This is a genomic window from Microbacterium sp. Z6_144 (assembly GCF_057197625.1).
The window spans coordinates 742,105-762,314 of record NZ_JBXVPT010000001.1; the positions used below are offsets into that span (position 1 = coordinate 742,105).

Consider the following 20,210-nt stretch of genomic DNA (forward strand, 5'->3'; position numbering starts at 1 on the left):
GGTTCTCGGACACGGAACGGGCAGGTGCGGCTCGTAGACTCGATGGATGACCCCTGAGCCGAACCGTGCCGACCTCGGCAAAGACCCGGCCCGCGTCTCCGGGATGTTCGACCAGGTCGCCGCGGCCTACGACCGCACCAACACCGTGCTGAGCCTGGGCAACGACCGGTTCTGGCGGGTCGCCACCACGCGGGCCGTCGCTCCCCGGCCGGGGCAGCGCATCCTGGATCTCGCCGCCGGCACGGGCGCGAGCTCCGTGTCGCTCGCCCGCAGCGGCGCGGAGGTCGTCGCCGCCGACTTCTCCCCGGGGATGATCGCGGAGGGCCGGCGCCGGCACGCAGGGCTGCCGAACCTGTCGTTCGTGCAAGCCGATGCCACCGCGCTTCCCTTCGCCGACGCCGAGTTCGACGCCGTGACGATGTCGTTCGGGCTGCGGAACGTGAACGACCCGAAGAAGGCGCTGCGCGAGCTCCGTCGGGTCACCAAGCCCGGTGGCCGCATCGTCGTGTGCGAGTTCTCGCATCCGCCCTCGCGCGCCTTCTCGGGGCTGTATCGCTTCTACAACGGCCGGGTGCTCCCGGTGGTGGCCAAGGCGGTGAGCTCGAACGCCGAGGCCTACGAGTACCTCAACGAGTCGATCCGCGACTGGCCCGACCAGCGCACCCTGTCGGCCTGGCTCCGGGAGGCGGGATGGGCCGACGTGGCGTACCGCAACCTCTCGTTCGGCATCGTTGCGCTGCACCGGGGCACCGCTGCGTCATCGGGACCGCCCCCCGCGGGGCGGTAGGCTGGGATGGTGACCCCCAGACCTTCCGCTGCGGGCTCGCAGATGGCGGGCAAGCTGGGCCTCACCGACCGCGTCTTCGCGGGCGTCCGTTCCCGCAGACTGCTCGCCACCGTCGAGGCGGGGCTCGAGCGGGTCGAGCAGAGCCTGGCCGCGGAGCTGCGGATGACCGATTCGCTCGCCGATGCGACCAGCCGGTACCTCTACGAAGCCGGCGGCAAGCGGGTGCGCCCGATGCTGGTGATCCTCACCTCGCAGCTGGGGGAGGGGGCCACCGACGACGTCGTCGACGGCGCGACGGCCCTGGAGATGACGCACCTCGGGTCGCTCTACCACGACGACGTCATGGACGGCGCCGATGTGCGCCGCGGAGTTCCCAGCGCCCAGACGGTGTGGGGCAACAACATCGCCATCCTCACCGGAGACCTCCTCTTCTCGCGGGCGAGCCAGATCATGGCACGGCACGGCAACCGCGCCATCCGGCTGCAGGCCGACACGTTCGAACGTCTCGTGCTCGGTCAGATGCACGAGACCGTGGGTCCGCAGCCGGGCGATGACCCCGTGGAGTTCTACCTGCGGGTGCTCTCGGACAAGACCGGATCGCTCATCGCGGCCGCCGCCGAGGCGGGCGTCGTCTTCTCCCACGGACCCGAGGAGTTCGAGGAGCCGATGCGGGTCTTCGGGGAGAAGGCCGGTGTCGCCTTCCAGCTCCTCGACGACGTGCTCGACCTCTCCGACGACGCGGACGAGACCGGCAAGGTTCCCGGAACCGACCTGCGCGCGGGCGTGCCCACCATGCCGTATCTGCTCCTCGGGCAGCGCGAGGATGCGGCATCGCGCGACCTGCACGCGCGCATCGACGACGGAGTCTCCCGCATCGTCGACGGCGCCGAGGCCGCTCTGCTGGACGATCCCCTGGCCGAGCTGCGCGAGCACGAGGCCACCCGTGCGACCCTCGACCTGGCCCATGCGTGGTCGGCCGAGGCGATCGCCGCGCTCGACCCCCTCCCGGACGGCGCCGTGCGTGAAGCCCTCACGCGGTTCGCGCAGGCCGTCTCCAACCGCTCCCGTTGACGCCCGTGCCGGCTCAGCGCACCACGCTGCGGCTGCGGCCGCAACCGAATCCGAATCCGAGAGGATCCTCATGACTCAGCTCAGGCTGGCCATCGTCGGCGCAGGGCCGGCGGGCATCTACGCCGCCGACATCCTGCTGAAGGCGGAGCGCAGGTTCGACGTGTCGATCGACCTGTTCGAGCAGCTCCCCGCCCCCTACGGTCTGGTGCGCTACGGCGTCGCCCCCGACCATCCCCGCATCAAGGGCATCGTCACGGCGCTTCGCGAGGTGCTCGACCGCGGCGACATCCGCCTGTTCGGCAACGTCCGCTTCGGCGAAGACATCACCCTCGACGATCTCAAGCGCCACTACCACGCGGTGATCTTCGCCACGGGTGCCATCCGCGACACGAGCCTGGACATCCCCGGCATCGACGCCGCGGGCTCGTACGGCGCCGCGGAGTTCGTCAGCTGGTTCGACGGGCACCCCGACGTCCCGCGCACGTGGCCGCTGGATGCGACATCCATCGCCGTGATCGGAAACGGCAACGTCGCCCTCGACGTCTCCCGGATGCTCGTCAAGCACGCCGACGATCTGCTGCCCACCGAGGTGCCGGCGAACGTGTACGAGGGGCTCAAGGCCTCGCCGGTGACCGACGTGCACGTCTTCGGCCGCCGCGGGCCGGCGCAGGTGAAGTTCACGCCGCTCGAACTGCGCGAGCTCGGCGAGCTGCGTGACGTCGACACGGTCGTCTACGACGAGGACTTCGACTACGACGAGGCATCCAAAGCCGCCATCGCCAGCAACAAGCAGGTCATGGTGATCGACCGGGTCCTGCAGTCGTGGCGGAAGCGGCCGAGCGTCAACAATGCGGGCGGGGAGGCCTCGCGGCGCGTGCACCTGCACTTCTGGGCCCGCCCGGTCGAGCTGAAGACGGATGAGGCGGGCCACGTGTCGGCGTTCGTCTACGAGCGCACGCGCCCGGACGGCGAGGGCGGCGTGATGGGCACCGGCGAGCTGCGGGAAGTGCCGATCCAGGCGCTGTACCGTGCGGTCGGGTACTTCGGTTCGCCCCTTCCCGGCGTGCCGTTCGACACGCGGCACGGGGTCATCCCGAACCGCGAGGGCCAGGTGCTGCACGGGGACTCCAACGAGCCCGTGCCCGGTGTGTACGCGACGGGCTGGATCAAACGCGGCCCGGTGGGGCTCATCGGTCACACCAAGTCGGACGCCATGGAGACCGTGCGTCACCTCATCAACGACCAGGGGTCGTGGTGGCAGCCGGAGGATCCGTCCGAAGAGGCGATCCCCGCGCTGCTCGCCTCCCGCGGGGTGCAGTGGACCGACCTGGAGGGGTGGCACCGCCTCGACGAGCACGAGGTCGCCCTGGGGCTTCCGCACGAGCGCGCCCGGATCAAGGTCGTGCCGCGCGAGGAGATGGTCGCGATCTCACGCGGCGAGTAGCAGCCCTCGCGCGGTATCTCGCGGATCGAGGGTGCGCCTCTCGCGCGCAATCTCGCGCCAGGGGTGCGCCACTCGCGTGGAATCGAGGAGATCTCGCGCATCGAGGGGGCGTGTGCCCGATCCGTTCCTCGATTCCCGAGATCTCCGCTGTTTCCGCGGCCGCGGCCGCACGCGCTCGTCCTGCACAGGCCCGCGAGGTGCGCAACATTCCACAGGTAATGCGCACCGGCCGACCGCGGCGTGCTCTTCGGCCAGGCTGGCCCGGTGCTGCCCGACGTGTGCGGGCGGTTCGGACCCCCGGTGTCCACGCGTGCTCCGCACCGGATCCGGGCGGCTCGGGAGGAGTCCGTACGCGCGGGCCGGGATGTGGGGAACTCCTGTGCGCGAGCGGTGCTCCTTCCGCGCTGCCCGTTCGGTATCCCGACCCACCCGCCTAGGCTGACGTCATGAGTGAGGGGTGGGAGCCGGACCTGCTCGGGCCGCCGTTCGAGCGCCTGATGCTGCCTCTCGGTGAGGACGACGGCGACGAGGTCGTCGCGACCCTCGTGCGCAGCATCCCCGCCGCCGGTCTCCGTTTGTTCGGGCCGCTCCGGGATGTCGACGTGCTCTACGTGCACGGCTGGTCGGACTACTTCTTCCAGTCCGAGCTCGCGGAATTCTGGACCGCTCGAGGGGCGAGGTTCTACGCACTGGACCTGCGCCGCTACGGGCGGAGCCTCCGTCCCGGTCAAAGCCACGGCGACGTGCACTCGCTCGATGACTACGACGCCGACATCGAGGCGGCCCTGGCCGCGATGGCCGCGGGTGAGCGAGGCGCGCGCCAGCTCGTGCTGCTCGGACACTCCACCGGGGGCCTCACGCTGACGCTGTGGGCTGCGCGTCATCCGGGCCGCGCTGCGGCCCTCGTGCTGAACAGCCCGTGGCTGGAGTTGCAGCTCGGTCCCGTCGGTCGACAGGCCCTCACGCCGCTGATCAACGCCCGGGCACGCATCGACCCGCTGGGCCCGCAGCCCGTGGTGGATCTCGGCTTCTACACCCGCGCTCAGCGGGAGATCGGCTCGTTGCCCTCCTCCCCGCCGGGATGGCGGCCCGAACGCGGGTTCCCGACCCATCCCCGCTGGCTCGCGGCGGTCGTGGCAGGCCATCGACACATCGCGGACGGCGTCGACGTCGGATGCCCCGTCCTCGTGCTGCTTTCCACGCGCTCGACGCCGCCGATCCGCTGGCTCGACGATATGACGAGCACCGACTCGGTGCTCGTGGTCGACGACATCGCCCGCGCCGCCGCCCGCATCGGCATGCTCGTGACGATCGCCCGCATCGACGCGGCCATCCACGACGTCTTCCTCTCGCGCCGGCAACCGCGCACCGCCGCGTACGAGACGCTGGATCGCTGGGCGCGGGCTCTTCTCTGAGAGCACGGTCCGGGTGAAGCGGGAGTTGGCGTCAGACCGTCTGCCGCTGCTGGAGCAGAGGGCATTCGAACGGGTCGCGTTCACCGAGCCCGACGCGGTTGATGTAGCGGACGATGATGGCGTACGACTCCCACAACCCCGTCTGCGTGTACGTGACACCCTTCTCGCGGCAGTACGCCGCGATCATCGCGGAGGCCTTCCGCAGGTGCGGACGCGGCATCGACGGGAAGAGGTGATGCTCGATTTGGTAGTTGAGCCCGCCCATCGCGGTATCCAGCAGGCGGCTGCCGCGGATGTTGCGGCTCATCAGCACCTGGCGACGCAGGAAGTCCCCCTTCACGTCGGCCGGGACGATCGGCATCCCCTTGTGGTTCGGCGCGAACGACATGCCCATGAAGACCCCGAACAGCCCGAGCTGCACTCCGAGGAACGCGAACGCGATCCCCGGCGAGAGCACGAGGAATACCAGGACGAGGTAGCCGATGAGGCGTATCGCGAGGAACGTGATCTCCACGGGCCGGCGACGCAGCGGCTCCTTCGAGAACACCCGCTGAAAGCCGGCGGCGTGCAGGGACAGCCCCTCCAGCAGGAGGATCGGGAAGAAGAAGATCCCCTGATGGGCCATCAACCAGCCCAACGGCCCCTTGCGACGTTGGGCGGCCTGATCCGCGGTGAAGGAGATCACGGGCAGCTCGATGTCGGGGTCGGAGCCGATCTTGTTGGGGTTCGCGTGATGCTTGGTGTGCTTGTGCTGCCACCAGCCGTAGCTCATCCCGACGAAGAGGTTGCCGATGATCAGCGACGTCCAGTCGTTCCATTTCCCCGAGCGGAAGATCTGCCGGTGGGCGGCATCGTGCCCGAGCATCGCGATCTGGGTGAACACGACCGCCAGGACGGCGGCGGTACCCAGCTGCCACCACGAATCACCGATCCAGAGGAAGACGAGCGCCATCCCCGCCACGACGACGGGAACGGCGAGCAGCTTCGTCCAGTAGTAGCCGTACCTGCGCCGCATCAGCCCGCTGGAGGTGACCAGGTGCGACAGCTCAGTGAAGTCGTTCGCGAGCTTGGGCGTCGTCGACCGGACGGATGCGGCGGCTGGTGGGACAACGTCGGTCATGGCAGACCCCTTGTCGACGTGAGAATGCAGGCGATGCTGCGGCGAACGACGCGGTCCGGGCCATTCACGCTCAGCATAAGTGCGCCCGCCACGCGCGGGAAGCCCCCGACGGGGATTGGTCGACGGCGGGGCGGGGGAGGGGCTACCGGTAGTTGACGAACTGGAGGTCGACGTCGAGGTCGGCGGACTTCAGCAGGCGGATGACCTCCTGAAGGTCGTCGCGGTTCTTCGACTGGACGCGCAACTCATCGCCCTGGATCTGCGACTTGACGGACTTGGGGCCCTCGTCGCGGATGATCTTGCCGATCTTCTTGGCATCCTCCTGCGAGATGCCCTCCTTTAGCGTGGAGACGATGCGGAATTCCTTGCCGCTGGGCGTCGGCTCGCCCGACTCGAGGCTCTTGAGCGAGATGCTGCGCTTGATGAGCTTGCTCTGGAAGACATCGAGCACCGCCTTGGCACGCTCTTCGCTGTTGGCCTTGATCAGGATGGACTCGCCGCTCCACTCGATGGACGCGCCGGTGCCCTTGAAGTCGTAGCGCTGCTCGACCTCTTTGCGGGCCTGGTTGAGGGCGTTGTCGGCTTCCTGCCGGTCGATCTTGGAAACGATGTCGAATGAGCTGTCGGCCATGACGCGAGTGTAGCCGCGACGGCTTGGGTGAGCACGGAGGGGGCTGCGGGAGTGCAAACGCTTCCGGCTCGGGTGACGGGATCACGTCTTCATATCGGATGAGCTCTCGGTTTGCACGCCATCTGGCGCTCGCTCAGACTGTAAACGCTTGCATATCGAGCCGGGGCCGAAGATGTCCGCCACAACGCGCTGACGAAGGCCCTTTCTTACAGAGAGGTACACACCGATGAAGGTGAACACCAAGGGCGCGCTGGGCTTCAGCGTCCTGATCGCCACGAGCGCGCTGGTCCTCGCCGGATGCGCCGGAAACGGCGGAGACGACGAGGGTTCGGGCGGCGGCGACGCGTCGGCGAAGCTGACCGTGTGGGTCGACGCCAACCGCGTCGACGCGCTGAAGGACGTCGCGGCCACTTTCGAGGAGGAGAAGGGCATCGAGGTCGAACTCGTCCAGCGCGACTTCACCAAGATCCAGGCCGACTTCGCTTCACAGGTGCCCACGGGTAAGGGCCCCGACATCACCGTCGGCGCGCACGACTGGCTGGGCGGCTTCGTCCAGGACGGTCTGGTCGCCCCGATCGAGCTCGGCGACAAGGCCGCGGAGTTCCAGGAAGTCGCCATCCAGGCCTTCACCAACGACGGCAACGTCTACGGCCTGCCGTACGCGACCGAGAACCTCGCGCTCATGCGCAACGTCGACCTGGCCCCCGAGGCTCCCACGTCCTTCGACGACATGATCGCCAAGGGCACCGCCGCGGGTGTGCAGTACCCGTTCGTCGTCGGCCTCGACCCCGCCAACGCCGACCCGTACCACCTGTACCCCTTCGAGACGTCGTTCGGCAACTCGGTCTTCGCACAGAACACCGACGGCAGCTACGACGGCTCCCAGCTGACCATCGGCGACGAGAGCGGACTCGCCTTCGCGTCGTGGCTGGGCCAGCAGGGCGCCGCCGGCACGATCAACCTCAACCTCACGCAGGACCTGTCCAAGGAGGCCTTCAACTCGGGCCAGACGCCGTTCATCCTCACCGGTCCGTGGAACGTCGCCGACGCCGAGGCGAAGGGCATCAACGTCGCCATCGACCCGATCCCCTCCGCCGGCGGCCAGACGGCCAAGCCGTTCGTGGGCGTGCAGGGCTTCTACCTCAACGCGAAGTCGGACAACGCGCTCGCAGCCAACGAGTTCCTCGTGAACTACCTGGCCACCGAGCCGGTCCAGACGGCGCTGTACGAGGCGGGCGACCGCCCGCCGGCCCTCACCGCGGCGTACGAGAAGGCCGCGAGCGACCCGATCATCGCCGGGTTCGGTGCTGTGGGTGCCGAAGGTGCGCCGATGCCGAGCATCCCCGAGATGGGCGCCGTGTGGGAGTTCTGGGGCGTCGCCGAGGTCGCGATCCTCAAGGGTGAAGATCCCGCCGCCGCCTGGACGAAGATGGCGGAGGACATCCAGGGCAACATCGGCGGCTGAGACCACGCGTCTCTTCCGCCAACGGATGGGGCGGTCTCCGGGCCGCCCCATCCTCACTCCCCGTTCCGACGAATGAGAAGGCCCCGAGGATGACCCTTCCCCCGGTCGAGACCGACCTGCCCACCGCGCGCCGAGACCCGGCCGCCGACAAGCGCCGCCGTCGCGCCGAGCGCTACGCCGAAGCGGCATCGGCGGGGTGGAAGGTGTGGCTGGTGAAGATCGCCGCGCTGGCGATCATCGACGCTGCGGCGGTCTACGCCACGATGGTGCTGGCCGCATCCGATCAGTGGGTGATCGCGGGCATCGTGGCGCTCGTGACCGTCGCCGTCAACGTCGTCTACCTGACGCCGGGCCTGCTTCCGGCGAAGTACCTGACGCCCGGGCTGATCTTCCTCCTGATCTTCCAGATCTTCGTCATCGGGTACACCGTGTACATCGCCTTCACCAACTACGGGTCGGGGCACAACTCGTCCAAGGATGACGCGGTCAACGCGCTCCTCCTGCAGTCGCAATCGCGGCTGGAGGACTCCGCGACGTACCCCATCACGGTGGTCGAGCAGAACGGCGTGTTCTCGCTGCTGGTGACCGACCCCGAGACCGGCGACGCCGAGGTCGGCAACAGCGACGCACCCCTCGAGCCGGTCGACGCCGAGTTCACCGGCGGGAAGGCGATCGAGGCCGACGGGTACACCACCCTCCCGTTCGCCGAGGTGATCGCGAATCAGCGGGAGATCGGCGCCATCGCGGTGCCGGTGTCCGACGATCCCAACGACGGGTACCTCCGGACGACCGACGGCTCCAGCGCCTACCTGTTCACGTCGAGCCTCCAGTGGGATGCCGACGCCGACACGATGACCGACACGCGCACCGGCGTGGTCTACCGCGACATCGGGACGGGTGCCTTCACCGCCGATGACGGCACCGAGCTCCTCCCGGGGTGGGTCGTCACGGTGGGCGTGGACAACTTCGTGCGCGCCTTCACCGAGGAGTCCATCCGGGGACCGTTCATCGCCGTGGCGATCTGGACCTTCGTCTTCGCGTTCCTCTCGGTCGCGACGACGTTCGTCCTCGGGCTCTTCCTCGCGGTGGTGTTCAACGATCCGCGCATGAAGAGCCGGAAGTACTACCGCGTCATCATGATCCTGCCGTACGCCTTCCCGGCGTTCCTGTCGGCGTTGGTGTGGGCGGGGCTGTTCAACCAGGACTTCGGCTTCATCAACCAGGTGCTGCTCGGTGGCGCCTCCATCCCGTGGCTGCAGGATGCGTGGCTCGCCAAGATCGCGATTCTCATCGTGAATCTCTGGCTCGGCTTCCCGTACATGTTCCTGGTGACCACCGGCGCCCTGCAGTCCATCCCCGACGACGTCACCGAGGCGGGGAGGGTCGACGGTGCGAGCGTGTGGCAGATCTTCCGCTACATCAAGTTCCCGCTGCTCCTGGTGTCGGTGGCGCCCCTGCTGATCTCGTCGTTCGCCTTCAACTTCAACAACTTCAACCTGATCTACATGCTCACCGGCGGCGGCCCGCGCTTCCCGGACGCGTCGATCAATGCGGGAGCCACCGACATCCTGATCTCGATGGTCTACAAGGTCGCCTTCGTGGGGCAGCTGCGCGACTTCGGGCTGGCGAGCGCGTTCTCGATCATCATCTTCGTTCTGGTGGGAGTCATCTCCTACATCTCATTCCGCCAGACCAAGGCCCTCGAGGAGCTGAACTGACATGGCGCTGGATTCGACTGCGTTGACCGGCGGCACCGCACCCGTGGTGGCCCGCGCGCCGCGACGTCCGTTCGGCGTGTGGTTCCGTCAGACCGGATGGCGCCACCTGATCGGCATCGTGATGCTGGTGTTCTGCTCCTTCCCGCTGCTCTACGTCCTGTCGGCGGCGCTGAACCCGGGTGGAACCCTGCTGACGGCGAACGGGCTGTTCCGCACGTTCAGCGTGGAGAGCTTCACGCGCCTGTTCGAAAACCCCACGCAGCCGTTCGCGGCCTGGTTCGTGAACTCGATGGTGATCGGGCTGACCACCGCGATCGGCACGGTGTTCCTCGGCGCACTGGCGGCGTACTCGTTCTCGCGGATGCGGTTCGCCGGTCGTCGCATCGGATTGCTCAGCCTGCTCCTCGTGCAGATGTTCCCGCAGCTGCTCGCCTTCGTCGCGATCTTCCTGCTGATGTCGACGATCGCCGACATCTTCCCGGCGATCGGCCTGAACACGCAGATCGGCCTCATCATGGTCTACCTCGGCGGCGCACTGGGGGTGAACACGTACCTCATGTACGGGTTCTTCAACACCGTCCCGATGTCGATCGACGAGGCGGCGAAGATCGACGGAGCGGGGCACGCCCGCATCTTCTTCACGATCATCCTGCGCCTGGTGGCGCCGATCCTCGCCGTCGTCGGGCTGCTGTCGTTCATCGCCACGCTCAACGACTTCGTGATCGCATCCGTCGTCCTCGTCGACACCGACAAGCAGACCCTGGCCGTCGGCCTGTACCGGATGGTGTCGGAGGAGACCGCGGCCAACTGGAGCCTCTTCGCCGCCGGCGCCGTGCTCGCCGCGATCCTGCCGATGGCGCTCTTCCTCGCGCTGCAGCGCTATATCGTCGGCGGGCTGACGGCGGGAAGCGTGAAGTAGGGCGTCCGCCGCCGGCCCTGCGGAGAGAGAGGCCTTCGTAGACTGGTCGCCATGCGTGCTCTGACCGAGGATGAAGTGCGGGAGTCGTTCGTGAACGCCGCCGACGACGAACGGCGGATCGTTGCCATGCCGGTGGACTTCGTTCTGACCGACTGGGACCACCTCGACTTCCTCGCGTGGCGCGACCCTCGCACCCGCGGCCGCGGCTACCTGGTCACCGAGCGCGACGGCCGGCCGATGGGCGTCGTCCTGCGCTCCTCGGAGGGATCGTCGCGTGCGCGCTCGGCGATGTGCAACCTGTGTCACACCATGCAGCCGGCCGATCAGGTGGCGCTGTTCACCGCGCGCAAGGCCGGCCCCGCCGGTTCGGCCGGTGACAGCGTGGGCACCTACATGTGCGCCGACCTGTCGTGCCACGAGAACGTGCGGCTCGCGATGCCGCTCGCGCCGAGCGAGGTGCGCGCGAGCGTCGACCTGAAGATCGACGGCACCCGGCGTCGCACGGAAGCGTTCGTGGAGCGCGTGCGGGAAACCGCCGACGCATGAGCGAGCGGGTGGTCGTCGTCGGTGACGCCCTCATCGATGAACTCCGCGACGAAGCCGGCGTTCGGGAGTTCGTCGGCGGCGCGGCCCTCAACGTGGCGGTCGGCCTCGCGCGCCTGGGAAGGCCCACGACGCTGCTGGCGATGGTGGGGGATGACGAGCCGGGCGCGCGCATCCGCACGTACCTCGACGACTTCGGCGTCGAGCTGATCGCCACGCCCTCACCCCTGGGTACCTCGCGCGCCGTGAGCACCCGCTCCCGGTCGGGCGAGCCGGAGTACGTCTTCAATGAGGCGGCGCAGAATCGCCGCATCCGGTTCGGTGAGGCCGAACGCGCCGCGCTCGCCGAGGCAGCGATGGTCGTGGTCAGCTGCTTCCCGTTCGACGATGCGGAACAGACGGCGGAGTTCGCGGGGGCGATGGATGCTGCATCCACGGCTCTGGCGATCGACCCGAACCCGCGGGCGGGGATGCTGCGCGACCGCGAGGAGTTCGTCCGCGGCTTCGAGCGACTGGCCGCCGGTGCGATCCTCGTGAAGATCGGCGAGGACGACGCGAGGCTGCTGTATCGCGAGGCGCTCGACCGCGTGCGCCCGCGGATCGCCGACCTCGGTGTCGCCGCCGTGCTGGCCACGTACGGCGCCGATGGCGCCGCGATCGACGCCGAGGGGGTGGCCGTCGCGCGCCCGATCTCCGTGCTGCCGGGGCGGATCGTGGACACGATGGGCGCCGGAGACGCCGTGCTGGCCGCGACGGTCGCGCTCTTGTACGACGGCTTTCCCGCCGGAGTCGACGAGTGGGATGCCGTGCTCGGACGGGCGATGGATGTGGCGGCCGCCACATGCCGCTTCGAAGGTGCGCTGCTCCGGCTGCCGAGCGCGCTCGAGGGGGCGGATGTCGACCGTCTCGGGACCTGACGCCGAGCGCACAGCGCAATCCGCCCCGGTGCGGATCCCCGGCGGCACGCTGCGCGGCGGCGGGCGGTGCGATGGTGTCTAGGGTGGGGGAAACGAACCCCTGGAGGACACGTGTCGGACATCACCCTTGAGCAGGCGCAAGCCGTCGTCGACGCCGCGCTGGCGGAATCGACCGAGATCGGCACCCTGATGAACGTCGCGGTCGTCGATGCCGGCGGCAACCTGAAGGCGTTCGTGCGCCAGGACGGGGCGTGGCTAGGCTCGATCGACATCGCCGTCAAGAAGGCCCGCACCGCGCGCCTGTTCGACATGAACAGCGGCTCGATCGGCGAGCTGTCGCAGCCCGGCGGCCCGCTGTACCAGATCGAGCACTCCAACGGCGGACTCATCACCTTCCCCGGCGGCGTGCCGCTCTCGCTCGACGGCGTCATCGTCGGCGCGGTCGGTGTCTCGGGCAGCACCGTGGAAGACGATCACCGGGTCGCCGCCGCAGGTGCCGCGGCGCTCTGACACGCGGATCACCGGTGTGATGCCCCTGGTTCGAGTTGCGTCGCCCAGGGGAGTAATATCGTTGATCGCGCCTCTGGTCGACTGACAAAGCCGGGCGGATGCGCACCTGGCGAGTTACCCAAGCGGCCAAAGGGATCTGACTGTAAATCAGACTGCTCAGCATTCGGGGGTTCGAATCCCTCACTCGCCACCACATGACAAAGCCCCCGCATGCGGGGGCTTTGTCGTTGCCGGGTGGTCCCCGAGGCTCACGGCGCCACGGACGCTGCCAGCTCCTCGCCGTATCGCGCGGTCCGGACGATGCCGTCCGCGAGCACGGGCCACAGGCCTGGGGGGATGAGGTGTCCCATGCCGGCGTGCACCTGGAGTTCGGCGTGGGGGAGCGCAGCGGCGATATCGGCGGCCGCGCTCCAGTGCAGCACGTCGTCGTCGCGGCCGTGGAACACCAGTGCTGGTGCGGCCACGCCACGCAGGCGATCGAGCCGTTCGGGTGCTCGCATGAGTGCGGCCCACTGGCGCGAGAAACCCTCGGGGAAGTAGCCCCGATCGAACGCTTCGCCGGCCGCCTGCTCCATCCAGGCGACGTCGATGGGGTAACGGATGCTGCCGGCCGCGCGCGCGAATTCGCCGGCACCCGCGACGAGCACGTCGCGCGGAAACCGCTGGACCGCGGCGGTCAGATCGGCGCGGTCGCCGTGAAGGACGTACCGCGGATCGCGTCCGGGGATGGTGGAGAGGAGGCCGAGACTGCGGACCCGCGCGGGATGGTCGAGTGCGACCATCTGGGCCATCATCCCGCCCATGGAATGACCCACCAGGTGCGCGGCCGCGACGCCCAGGGAGTCCAGGACGCGGACCACGTCGTCGCCCAGGTCGCTCAACCCGTACCCGCCGTCGATGGCGTCGGGCCCTCCGAACCGGCGCGATGCGCCCGTGTCGCGATTGTCGAAGCGCACGACGCGGAATCCTTCGCGCACGAGGAGATCGATGAACTCCACCGGCCAGGAGATCATCTGCGCACCCCCGCCGGAGATGAGCACGATCAGCGGCGCGGTGCCGTCGCCGAAGACCTCGTAGAAGATCTCGACGTCGTCGGCGTCGGTGTACGGCATCCCCTCATCCTTCCTCGTGCAGAGATGGTCGATACGGCGAGCCGGTCACGCCGCCGGAAAGGGCGACGATGCGCTGGAGAGCGCCGCGACCGAGAACGCCGAGATGTCGTCGGTGGTCGCACCGTCCACCGCGAGCTCGGCGAGGACGCGCCCGATGGCCGGCGTGAATTTGAACGCGTGACCGGCACCCAGCGCCACGATGATGTCGGGATGCTCGTCCAGCGGTCCGATCACGAACCGGCGGTCCGGCGTGATCGCGTACTGGCACGTGACCGTGCGCAGCACCTCGCCGCTTCCGGGGATCGTGGTCCCCATGAACGACGTCAGCTGCTGGACGAGCTCGGGCGAGGGGACGAACGTGCGCTCGGTCGGCGTCATGACGTTTCCGGAGAGGTCGCGCGCGGCCTTGATCGTGGGCTCCCCGTAGGTGGGGAACCCGTAGAAGCAGTACTCGTCCTCCCAGATCCACACCGGGAAGCGGTCGCGGTCGTACCCGTCAGGATCGATCGGCTTGAAGTAGCTGACCTGCTCCTGCATGACCACGAGCGGGATGCTGGCACCCAGGGGCTCGAGGAGGGTGTTGGTCCACGCATCCGTGGCGAGGATCACCTTTCCCGCGTGCACGTCGCCCTTCGGGGTGTGCACCGTCACGCCGCCCGCCCCCGGAGTGACCCGCTCGACCGGTGTGCGGTCGCGGAGCACGGCGCCGTGCGCCCTGGCCTGCATCTGAAGGGCCGCGACCGAGCGGGCGGCGTGCACGATGCCGGAGTCGGGTGTGTACACCGTCTCGACGTTGTCGGGGAGGGAGAACTGCGGCCACCTCTCGCTCACGTCGGCCGGGGCCAGCAGTTCGTAAGCGACGCCCGCGTCACCGAGGCTCGCGGTGAAATCGGCCGCGGCGTAGGGGCCGTCGGTGGGGATGAAGATGAGCCCCCCGGTGATGTCGACGAACCGCTCTCCCGAGACCTCCTCGAACTCCGCCCAGTCACGGTAGGCGGATTGGGCGAGGCGCACGTACTCCGGTGCCCCGTAGGAGGTGCGCAGGATGCGGGAGGTGTCATGGGAGGCGCCGCGCACGTGGCCGAGTTCGAACTGCTCGAACGCGACGACCTTCACCCCCTTGCGTGCCAGGTGGTAGGCGGCAGCGCTTCCGAGGGCGCCCAGACCGACGACGGCGACGTCGAACTTCTCCATGTGGTGCTTCTCTTCCGATCGATGCGCGGGCGGATTAGAGGACTTTGGCCAGGAACGAGCGGGTGCGCTGATGCTTCGGATCGCCGAGCACCTGCTCGGGCGGGCCGGTTTCGACGACCACGCCGCCGTCCATGAACGTGACGGTGTCGGCGACCTCCCGGGCGAACCCGATCTCGTGGGTGACCACGATCATCGTCATCCCGTCGGCGGCGAGGCCCCGCATGACGTCGAGCACCTCGCCGACGAGCTCGGGGTCGAGGGCCGAGGTGGGCTCATCGAACAGCATCAGCTTGGGTCGCATGTTCAGCGCACGCGCGATGGCCACGCGCTGCTGCTGACCGCCCGAAAGCGAGCGCGGGTATGCGGTGGCCTTGTCGGCCAGACCCACCCGATCCAGGAGCCCGAGCGCGCGCTGAGTGGCGACCTTGGGCTTCTCGTGGCGCACCTGCACGGGCGCCTCGATGAGGTTTTCCAGCACCGTCATGTGCGGGAACAGGTTGAACTGCTGGAACACCATCCCGATCTCGCTCCGCCGCGTGGCGATCTCCGCGTCGCGCAATTCGTACAGGCGCCCGTTGTGCCGTCGGTAGCCGACCAGTTCGCCGGCCACGCTGATGGTTCCCGCGTTGATCTTCTCGAGGTGGTTGATGCAGCGCAGGAATGTGCTCTTCCCCGACCCCGAGGGGCCGAGCAGGCACATGACCTCGCCCTGGGCGACGGCGAGGTCGATGCCGCGCACGACCAGGTTGCTGCCGTAGTACTTGTGCACGCCCTTGGCTTCGACCATGGGCGCGGTCGAGGTCTCGGTCATGAGCGGTTCCCTTCGGTGGGGACGGGTCCGGTCGCATCCGCGGGCGGCGCCGGCCGCGAATGCCGGGGGATGAGCCCACGGATGACCGCGGTGAGGGCGGAGTGCTCGTGCACGCGAAGGTCGCCGCGCTTGAAATACCGTTCGATGTAGTACTGCCCGATGCTCAGCACGGTCGTCAGGATCAGGTACCAGAGGCTCACGGTGATCAGGAGCGGGATCACCTGATACGTGCGCGAGTAGATCGCCTGCACCTGCCACAGGAGTTCCGGGATGGCGATGACGCTCACCAGCGAGGTCGTCTTGAGCATCGAGATCGTCTCGTTGCCGGTGGGCGGGATGATGACGCGCATGGCCTGCGGCAGCACGATGCGGCGGAACACCTGCGCCTTCCGCATCCCGAGCGCCTGAGCCGCGTGATTCTGGCCCGGGTCGACCGACTGCAGGCCGGCGCGGACGATCTCGGACATGTACGCGCCCTCGTTCAGCCCCAGTCCGAGCACCGCGGCGATGAACGGGGTGATGAGCGCGTTCGTGTCGAAGGAGACGAACGACGGGCCGAACGGGATACCGAACGCCAGCACCGGGTACAGGGCGGCGAGGTTGAACCAGAAGATGAGCTGCACGAGCAGCGGCGTGCCGCGGAAGAACCCGATGTACAGCCCGGCCGCACCGGCGACGACGGGGTTGCGGGATTCTCGTCCGAGGGCCATGACGACGCCGATCGCGATGCCGACCAGCATCGCGATCACGGTGAGCACGATCGTCACCACCAGGCCGTTGAGCACCTGGCCGTTGAGGAAATACCCGAAGACGATGTCCCACTGGAACCGCGGATTCGTCAGCAACGACTGCACGAGCAGCGCCGCGAGAACGAGCATGATCACCGTGATGATCCACCGCCCGTACCGGCGGACCGGGACGACTTTGGGCGGCGCCTCGCCGCCGGCTGCCGTCGGCGGCGAGGCGGTCACCACCGTCTGGTCAGCTCGGGGCATCCGTGAACACTTCCGACTCGGTGATCGCGCCGCTTTCCACGCCCCACTTCGACAGGATCTGCTCGTACGTGCCGTCCTCGATCAGCTTGTTCATGGCAGCGGCCACGGCGGGGGCGAACGGCGAACCCTGGGGGAAGGCGAAGCCCCACGTGCTGGGGTCGTAGTTCTCCTGCAGCACTTCGAGCTGACCGCCCGAGAGTTCGGCGACATAGGCCAGCGGACCGTAGTCCGACATGCTGGCGTCGGCGCGACCGGTGGTCAGGGCGAGCGTCGCATCGGGCTGCGTGGGGAACACCTGGACGTCGATCGGCTCCTCACCCGCGGCGGTGCACTCCTCGGTGAAGATCGGCATGTAGTTGTCGGCGTAGACGGTGCCCTTCTGCACCGCGATGACCCGGCCGCACATCGACTCGAGGTCGATGTCCTTGGGGTTTCCGGTCGGGACGATCAGCGACGTGCCGCCGGAGAAGTTGCTCACGAAGTCGACGACCTTCTGGCGGTCGGGGGTGATGCTGAACCCGCCTGCGGCCATGGGGACGCGGTTGGTCTGCAGCGCGGGGATCATGGCGTCGAACTTGATGTCTTCGAACACCGTCTCCAGCCCCAGCACGTCGCCGAGCGCGTGGACCGTCTCGATGTCGGCGCCGATGAGGGTGGAGCCGTCCTCGGACAGGAGATAGAACGGGGCGTATCCCGGTCCGCCGGCGACGTGAAGCTCCCCGGTGTCGGCGATTTCGGCCGGCACGAGGTCGGCGATGCTCTGGTCGAAGGTGCCGGGAATGAAGTCCGTCGGCAGCGCCGATGCGCTCGGGGCGGCGGAGGCCTCGGGGGCGGTGCTCCCCGAGGCGCAGCCGGCGAGCAGGGCGACAGTGCCGAGGGCTGCGACGGCCGATATGGCTGCGGTGCGGGAGCGGTGGCTGGTGAACAGTTTCATGGGATCTCCGAATGCGGGCGACGGTGACAGGCGGGAGGGCGCGCCGGACATCCCCTTCGTGAGGGGTGGCCCGGCCGGGTCCGAACGAGTGTGCCCATTATTCGAACGCCGTGAATCGCTGCTGTTACAGTGCTCACCGGGCGCAAACCAGCAGGCACCGGATTGACGGTTCTGTCGAAGGGATCGGTGGGAAGCGGATGACCTCCCGTGTCACGGCCGGTCTGCGGGCCGTCCAGATGGTCGCCTCGCGGCTCGATCCCACGGAGCCGGTCGCCGTCGGTGCGCTGGCCCGCGAGCTGACGATGCCCCTCAGTTCCACCTCGCGCCTGTGCTCCGAACTGGAAGAACTCGAGCTTCTCGCGCGCGGGGAGGCGTACGGGACGTACCGGGTCGGCCCGGAGGCGCTCCGATTGTCCGGGGCGGCGGCCGCGCCGTTCGCACGCGCCGTCCGTTTCGTCCTCACCCGCGCGGGGCAGGAGACCGGCGAGACGGTATGCATGGCCGCACGCTCCCTCGCCGGGCTCCGGGTGATCGCCACCCTGGAGTCCCCGTGGACGCTGCACGCGCCTGCGGAGGTGGGGGAGACCCTGGACGATGACCGCAGCGCGATCGCGCGCGTCGCGCGCGCCCCAGGCGGGCCCATGACCGGAGCCGGCGAGGCCTCGTGCGTCGAGGTGACCCGCGGGAAACAGGTGGAGATCGCCACGGCCGTGCTCGACCCCGACGGCGAGCTCGTCGGGGTGCTCGCCGTGCGGATGCCCGTCTACCGCGCGAAGCTCGGAGCGCCACGCGCACGCCGCGCGCTGGCTGCCGCGCGCCGGAACCTCGAGCGGGCGATCTCCGAGCAGGCCCACGAGCCGCGGAGGGTCCCGGTGGCGACCCCGCCTCCGGGGGACACCGCCCTTGCCGCCTCCCTCCGGATTCTCCGGCACCTGGCGTCGGGGTCGGATTCGGTCGGGGGCGTGGCCCAGGCGACGGGGTTGCGCGCCGACCGCGTGGGCCGGCTGATCGAGTCCTGTCGTCGAGCGGGCGTGGTGGCGGTGGGGGCTGAGCGCGGCACGGCGCACCTCGAGTGGGGTGTGCACGGCTGGTACCGCGCGGCGGCGGTCCCGATCCTGGTCGACGGTGGCACTCCTCTGGTCGCCGAGACGGCGTCCACGACGGGGGTATGCGCATTCCTCACCGTGCTCAAGGGGATGCGGAGCTTCACGATCGTCGAGGAGCTGGCGGTGCTCGGCGAGGGGCTGCGGATGGCGGCGTGGCGGGGCCGCCCTCATCCCATCGTGGGATCGGACGGCGGCCCCACTCTCGTGATGGACCTCGACTCCGAGCAGCTCACGCAGATCTTCCCGGCACGCCATACGCCCCAGGAGGTGGGGGAGTTCATCGAGCGGGTGGGCCGGGTCGCGCGCGACGGCGTCCTGTCGATGGAGTCGATCGACGAGTTCGGCATCACCTCGATCTCGTCGCCCGTGCGCGACGCCAGCGGAACCGTCGCTGCCGCCGCCTGCCTGGTCGGGGCGACGGAGGTCATCAAGCCGCAGCTGGCCGCCATGGAGAAAGCCGCCGTGCGGCTGGCCGAAGCCGTCTCCGCGCTCCTGCAGCATCCGCCGGCCGAGCGGGTCACCGGGTGACGGGGCGCGTCAGGCGGCGGGCGGTACCTCGTCGAACGCGTCCTGCAGCGCCGACTGCAGCGCTCTGATCCCCGGCCTCGCCGCCGAGCCGCGCCTGACGGCGGTGAAGATGTCGCGCCGGGGGTCCCCGGGAAGCGCGACCAGGGTCACCGGCGGATCCTCGCCGGCGAAGACGAGATCGGGCAGCATCCCGACGGCCAGTCCCGCCGCGATCAGCCGCACGTGCGCGGTCAGGTCGGCCAGCTCGAAGCGCACGTCCGGCTCGAAGCCGGCTGCGCGGCACTGCTGGGTGGCCCACTGCCGGGCGGCGGTTCCCACCGGCTCCATCACCCAGGGGCGGTCGCGCAGTGCGGGGAGGTCGATCGCCGGGTGGGAAGGGGTGAGGGCGAGGCGGATGGGGTCGTGTCCGAGTAGCGCGCGTTCCACCCCCTCGCGGTGTTCTCTGGTGTGCCCCGGGTATTGCTCGGCCACGACGAGGTCGAAGCCGCGTGCCCCGAGCTCGAACAGGCCCTCCTCAGGGGCGAGCTCGGCCACCTCGACCCGCAGGCCCGGCTCGCTCCCGGCCAGGAGGCCCAGCGCGCGCGGGACGAGCGCGTGTGCGGCGGATTGCATGGCGGCCATCCTCACGGGGGCGAGCGTGGGCTGCATGCGCTCCAGCTCGCTGCGCACTGCCTCGTCCGCGTCGAGCATCCGCGCCGCGTGCACGGCGAGGGCCTCGCCCTGCGCGGTGAGCCGTACCCGTCGCCCGTCGGGTTCGAGCAGTGCGACACCGGCCTCCCGTTCCAGCTGCGCCAACTGCTGGGAGATGGTCGACGGGCTGTACGACAGCGCTTCTGCGACGGCGGCCAGGGTGCCGCGCACCGACAACTCGTGCAGGAGCCGCAGGCGGCGCAGATCGAACATGCGGCATTCCCCTATTCGTCGGCGAGGCCGAATGGTATCCATCGTAAGTGGTCGCTTTTCTCGACGGATGCAGCGGCGCAGACTGGG

General features: G+C 69.1%; 19 protein-coding genes and 1 tRNA gene. 12 read left to right on the forward strand and 8 right to left on the reverse strand.

Features of this window, described 5'->3' with window-relative positions:
* Positions 1-46: 46 nt before the first annotated feature.
* The 4 genes from AC2DGY_RS03605 (at position 47) to AC2DGY_RS03620 (ending at position 4,717) form a co-directional block, all read left to right on the forward strand.
* Positions 47-787 carry a demethylmenaquinone methyltransferase gene (locus AC2DGY_RS03605; protein WP_484508333.1) on the forward strand — a complete coding sequence of 247 codons (741 nt, stop codon included), beginning with the start codon at positions 47-49 and terminating at the stop codon, positions 785-787.
* Between the two features lie 9 nt (positions 788-796).
* Positions 797-1,858, forward strand: a complete 1,062-nt coding sequence (locus AC2DGY_RS03610) for a polyprenyl synthetase family protein (RefSeq protein ID WP_484508334.1) — start codon at positions 797-799, stop codon at positions 1,856-1,858.
* A gap of 70 nt (positions 1,859-1,928) precedes the next feature.
* A complete protein-coding gene (locus tag AC2DGY_RS03615; RefSeq protein WP_484508335.1) occupies positions 1,929-3,302 on the forward strand; it encodes an FAD-dependent oxidoreductase in 1,374 nt (457 codons plus the stop codon).
* A 446-nt stretch (positions 3,303-3,748) separates the two neighbouring features.
* The gene (locus AC2DGY_RS03620) at positions 3,749-4,717 is read left to right on the forward strand and encodes an alpha/beta hydrolase (RefSeq protein ID WP_484508336.1); all 969 of its coding nucleotides are present in this window, start codon (positions 3,749-3,751) and stop codon (positions 4,715-4,717) included.
* A 31-nt stretch (positions 4,718-4,748) separates the two neighbouring features.
* On the opposite strand, the gene AC2DGY_RS03625 is transcribed toward AC2DGY_RS03620, so the two are convergent.
* Complete coding sequence (locus AC2DGY_RS03625; RefSeq protein ID WP_484508337.1) at positions 4,749-5,837, reverse strand: fatty acid desaturase family protein; 1,089 nt, start codon at positions 5,835-5,837, stop codon at positions 4,749-4,751.
* 142 nt (positions 5,838-5,979) lie between these two features.
* Positions 5,980-6,468, reverse strand: a complete 489-nt coding sequence (locus tag AC2DGY_RS03630; protein WP_484508338.1) for a YajQ family cyclic di-GMP-binding protein — start codon at positions 6,466-6,468, stop codon at positions 5,980-5,982.
* 226 nt (positions 6,469-6,694) lie between these two features.
* Between AC2DGY_RS03630 and AC2DGY_RS03635 the strand changes: the two genes are divergently transcribed.
* From AC2DGY_RS03635 to AC2DGY_RS03665, 7 genes are all read left to right on the forward strand, one after another.
* Positions 6,695-7,933, forward strand: a complete 1,239-nt coding sequence (locus AC2DGY_RS03635; protein WP_484508339.1) for a sugar ABC transporter substrate-binding protein — start codon at positions 6,695-6,697, stop codon at positions 7,931-7,933.
* Between the two features lie 89 nt (positions 7,934-8,022).
* The gene (locus AC2DGY_RS03640) at positions 8,023-9,651 is read left to right on the forward strand and encodes an ABC transporter permease subunit (protein WP_484508340.1); all 1,629 of its coding nucleotides are present in this window, start codon (positions 8,023-8,025) and stop codon (positions 9,649-9,651) included.
* A gap of 1 nt (position 9,652) precedes the next feature.
* Positions 9,653-10,570: a sugar ABC transporter permease gene (locus AC2DGY_RS03645; RefSeq protein ID WP_484508341.1), complete on the forward strand. Its 918-nt coding sequence runs from the start codon at positions 9,653-9,655 to the stop codon at positions 10,568-10,570.
* Between the two features lie 51 nt (positions 10,571-10,621).
* The gene (locus AC2DGY_RS03650) at positions 10,622-11,116 is read left to right on the forward strand and encodes an FBP domain-containing protein (protein WP_484508342.1); all 495 of its coding nucleotides are present in this window, start codon (positions 10,622-10,624) and stop codon (positions 11,114-11,116) included.
* The gene (locus tag AC2DGY_RS03655; protein ID WP_484508343.1) at positions 11,113-12,030 is read left to right on the forward strand and encodes a PfkB family carbohydrate kinase; all 918 of its coding nucleotides are present in this window, start codon (positions 11,113-11,115) and stop codon (positions 12,028-12,030) included. Before AC2DGY_RS03650 ends, AC2DGY_RS03655 begins: the two co-directional genes overlap by 4 nt.
* 111 nt (positions 12,031-12,141) lie before the next feature.
* A complete protein-coding gene (locus tag AC2DGY_RS03660; RefSeq protein WP_484508344.1) occupies positions 12,142-12,540 on the forward strand; it encodes a GlcG/HbpS family heme-binding protein in 399 nt (132 codons plus the stop codon).
* Between the two features lie 108 nt (positions 12,541-12,648).
* Positions 12,649-12,733: transfer RNA gene (locus AC2DGY_RS03665), tRNA-Tyr, on the forward strand.
* Positions 12,734-12,788: 55 nt separating this feature from the next.
* On the opposite strand, the gene AC2DGY_RS03670 is transcribed toward AC2DGY_RS03665, so the two are convergent.
* The 5 genes from AC2DGY_RS03670 to AC2DGY_RS03690 are packed head-to-tail and all read right to left on the reverse strand — an operon-like array spanning position 12,789 to position 17,586.
* The gene (locus AC2DGY_RS03670; protein ID WP_484508345.1) at positions 12,789-13,652 is read right to left on the reverse strand and encodes an alpha/beta fold hydrolase; all 864 of its coding nucleotides are present in this window, start codon (positions 13,650-13,652) and stop codon (positions 12,789-12,791) included.
* Positions 13,653-13,697: 45 nt separating this feature from the next.
* The gene (solA, locus tag AC2DGY_RS03675) at positions 13,698-14,846 is read right to left on the reverse strand and encodes an N-methyl-L-tryptophan oxidase (RefSeq protein ID WP_484508346.1); all 1,149 of its coding nucleotides are present in this window, start codon (positions 14,844-14,846) and stop codon (positions 13,698-13,700) included.
* A 34-nt stretch (positions 14,847-14,880) separates the two neighbouring features.
* Positions 14,881-15,657 (reverse strand): amino acid ABC transporter ATP-binding protein, encoded by a 777-nt coding sequence (locus AC2DGY_RS03680; RefSeq protein ID WP_484508347.1) that lies wholly within the window; start codon positions 15,655-15,657, stop codon positions 14,881-14,883.
* The gene (locus AC2DGY_RS03685) at positions 15,654-16,652 is read right to left on the reverse strand and encodes an amino acid ABC transporter permease (RefSeq protein WP_484508348.1); all 999 of its coding nucleotides are present in this window, start codon (positions 16,650-16,652) and stop codon (positions 15,654-15,656) included. Before AC2DGY_RS03685 ends, AC2DGY_RS03680 begins: the two co-directional genes overlap by 4 nt.
* Entirely contained in the window at positions 16,639-17,586 is a 948-nt protein-coding gene (locus AC2DGY_RS03690) for an ABC transporter substrate-binding protein (protein WP_484508349.1), read from the reverse strand. Before AC2DGY_RS03690 ends, AC2DGY_RS03685 begins: the two co-directional genes overlap by 14 nt.
* 197 nt (positions 17,587-17,783) lie before the next feature.
* Here AC2DGY_RS03690 and AC2DGY_RS03695 point away from each other — a divergent pair, with 197 nt between their 5' ends.
* Entirely contained in the window at positions 17,784-19,220 is a 1,437-nt protein-coding gene (locus AC2DGY_RS03695; RefSeq protein ID WP_484508350.1) for an IclR family transcriptional regulator, read from the forward strand.
* A gap of 9 nt (positions 19,221-19,229) precedes the next feature.
* Here AC2DGY_RS03695 and AC2DGY_RS03700 read toward each other — a convergent pair whose 3' ends face one another.
* A complete protein-coding gene (locus AC2DGY_RS03700; protein WP_484508351.1) occupies positions 19,230-20,123 on the reverse strand; it encodes a LysR family transcriptional regulator in 894 nt (297 codons plus the stop codon).
* Positions 20,124-20,210: the final 87 nt, after the last annotated feature.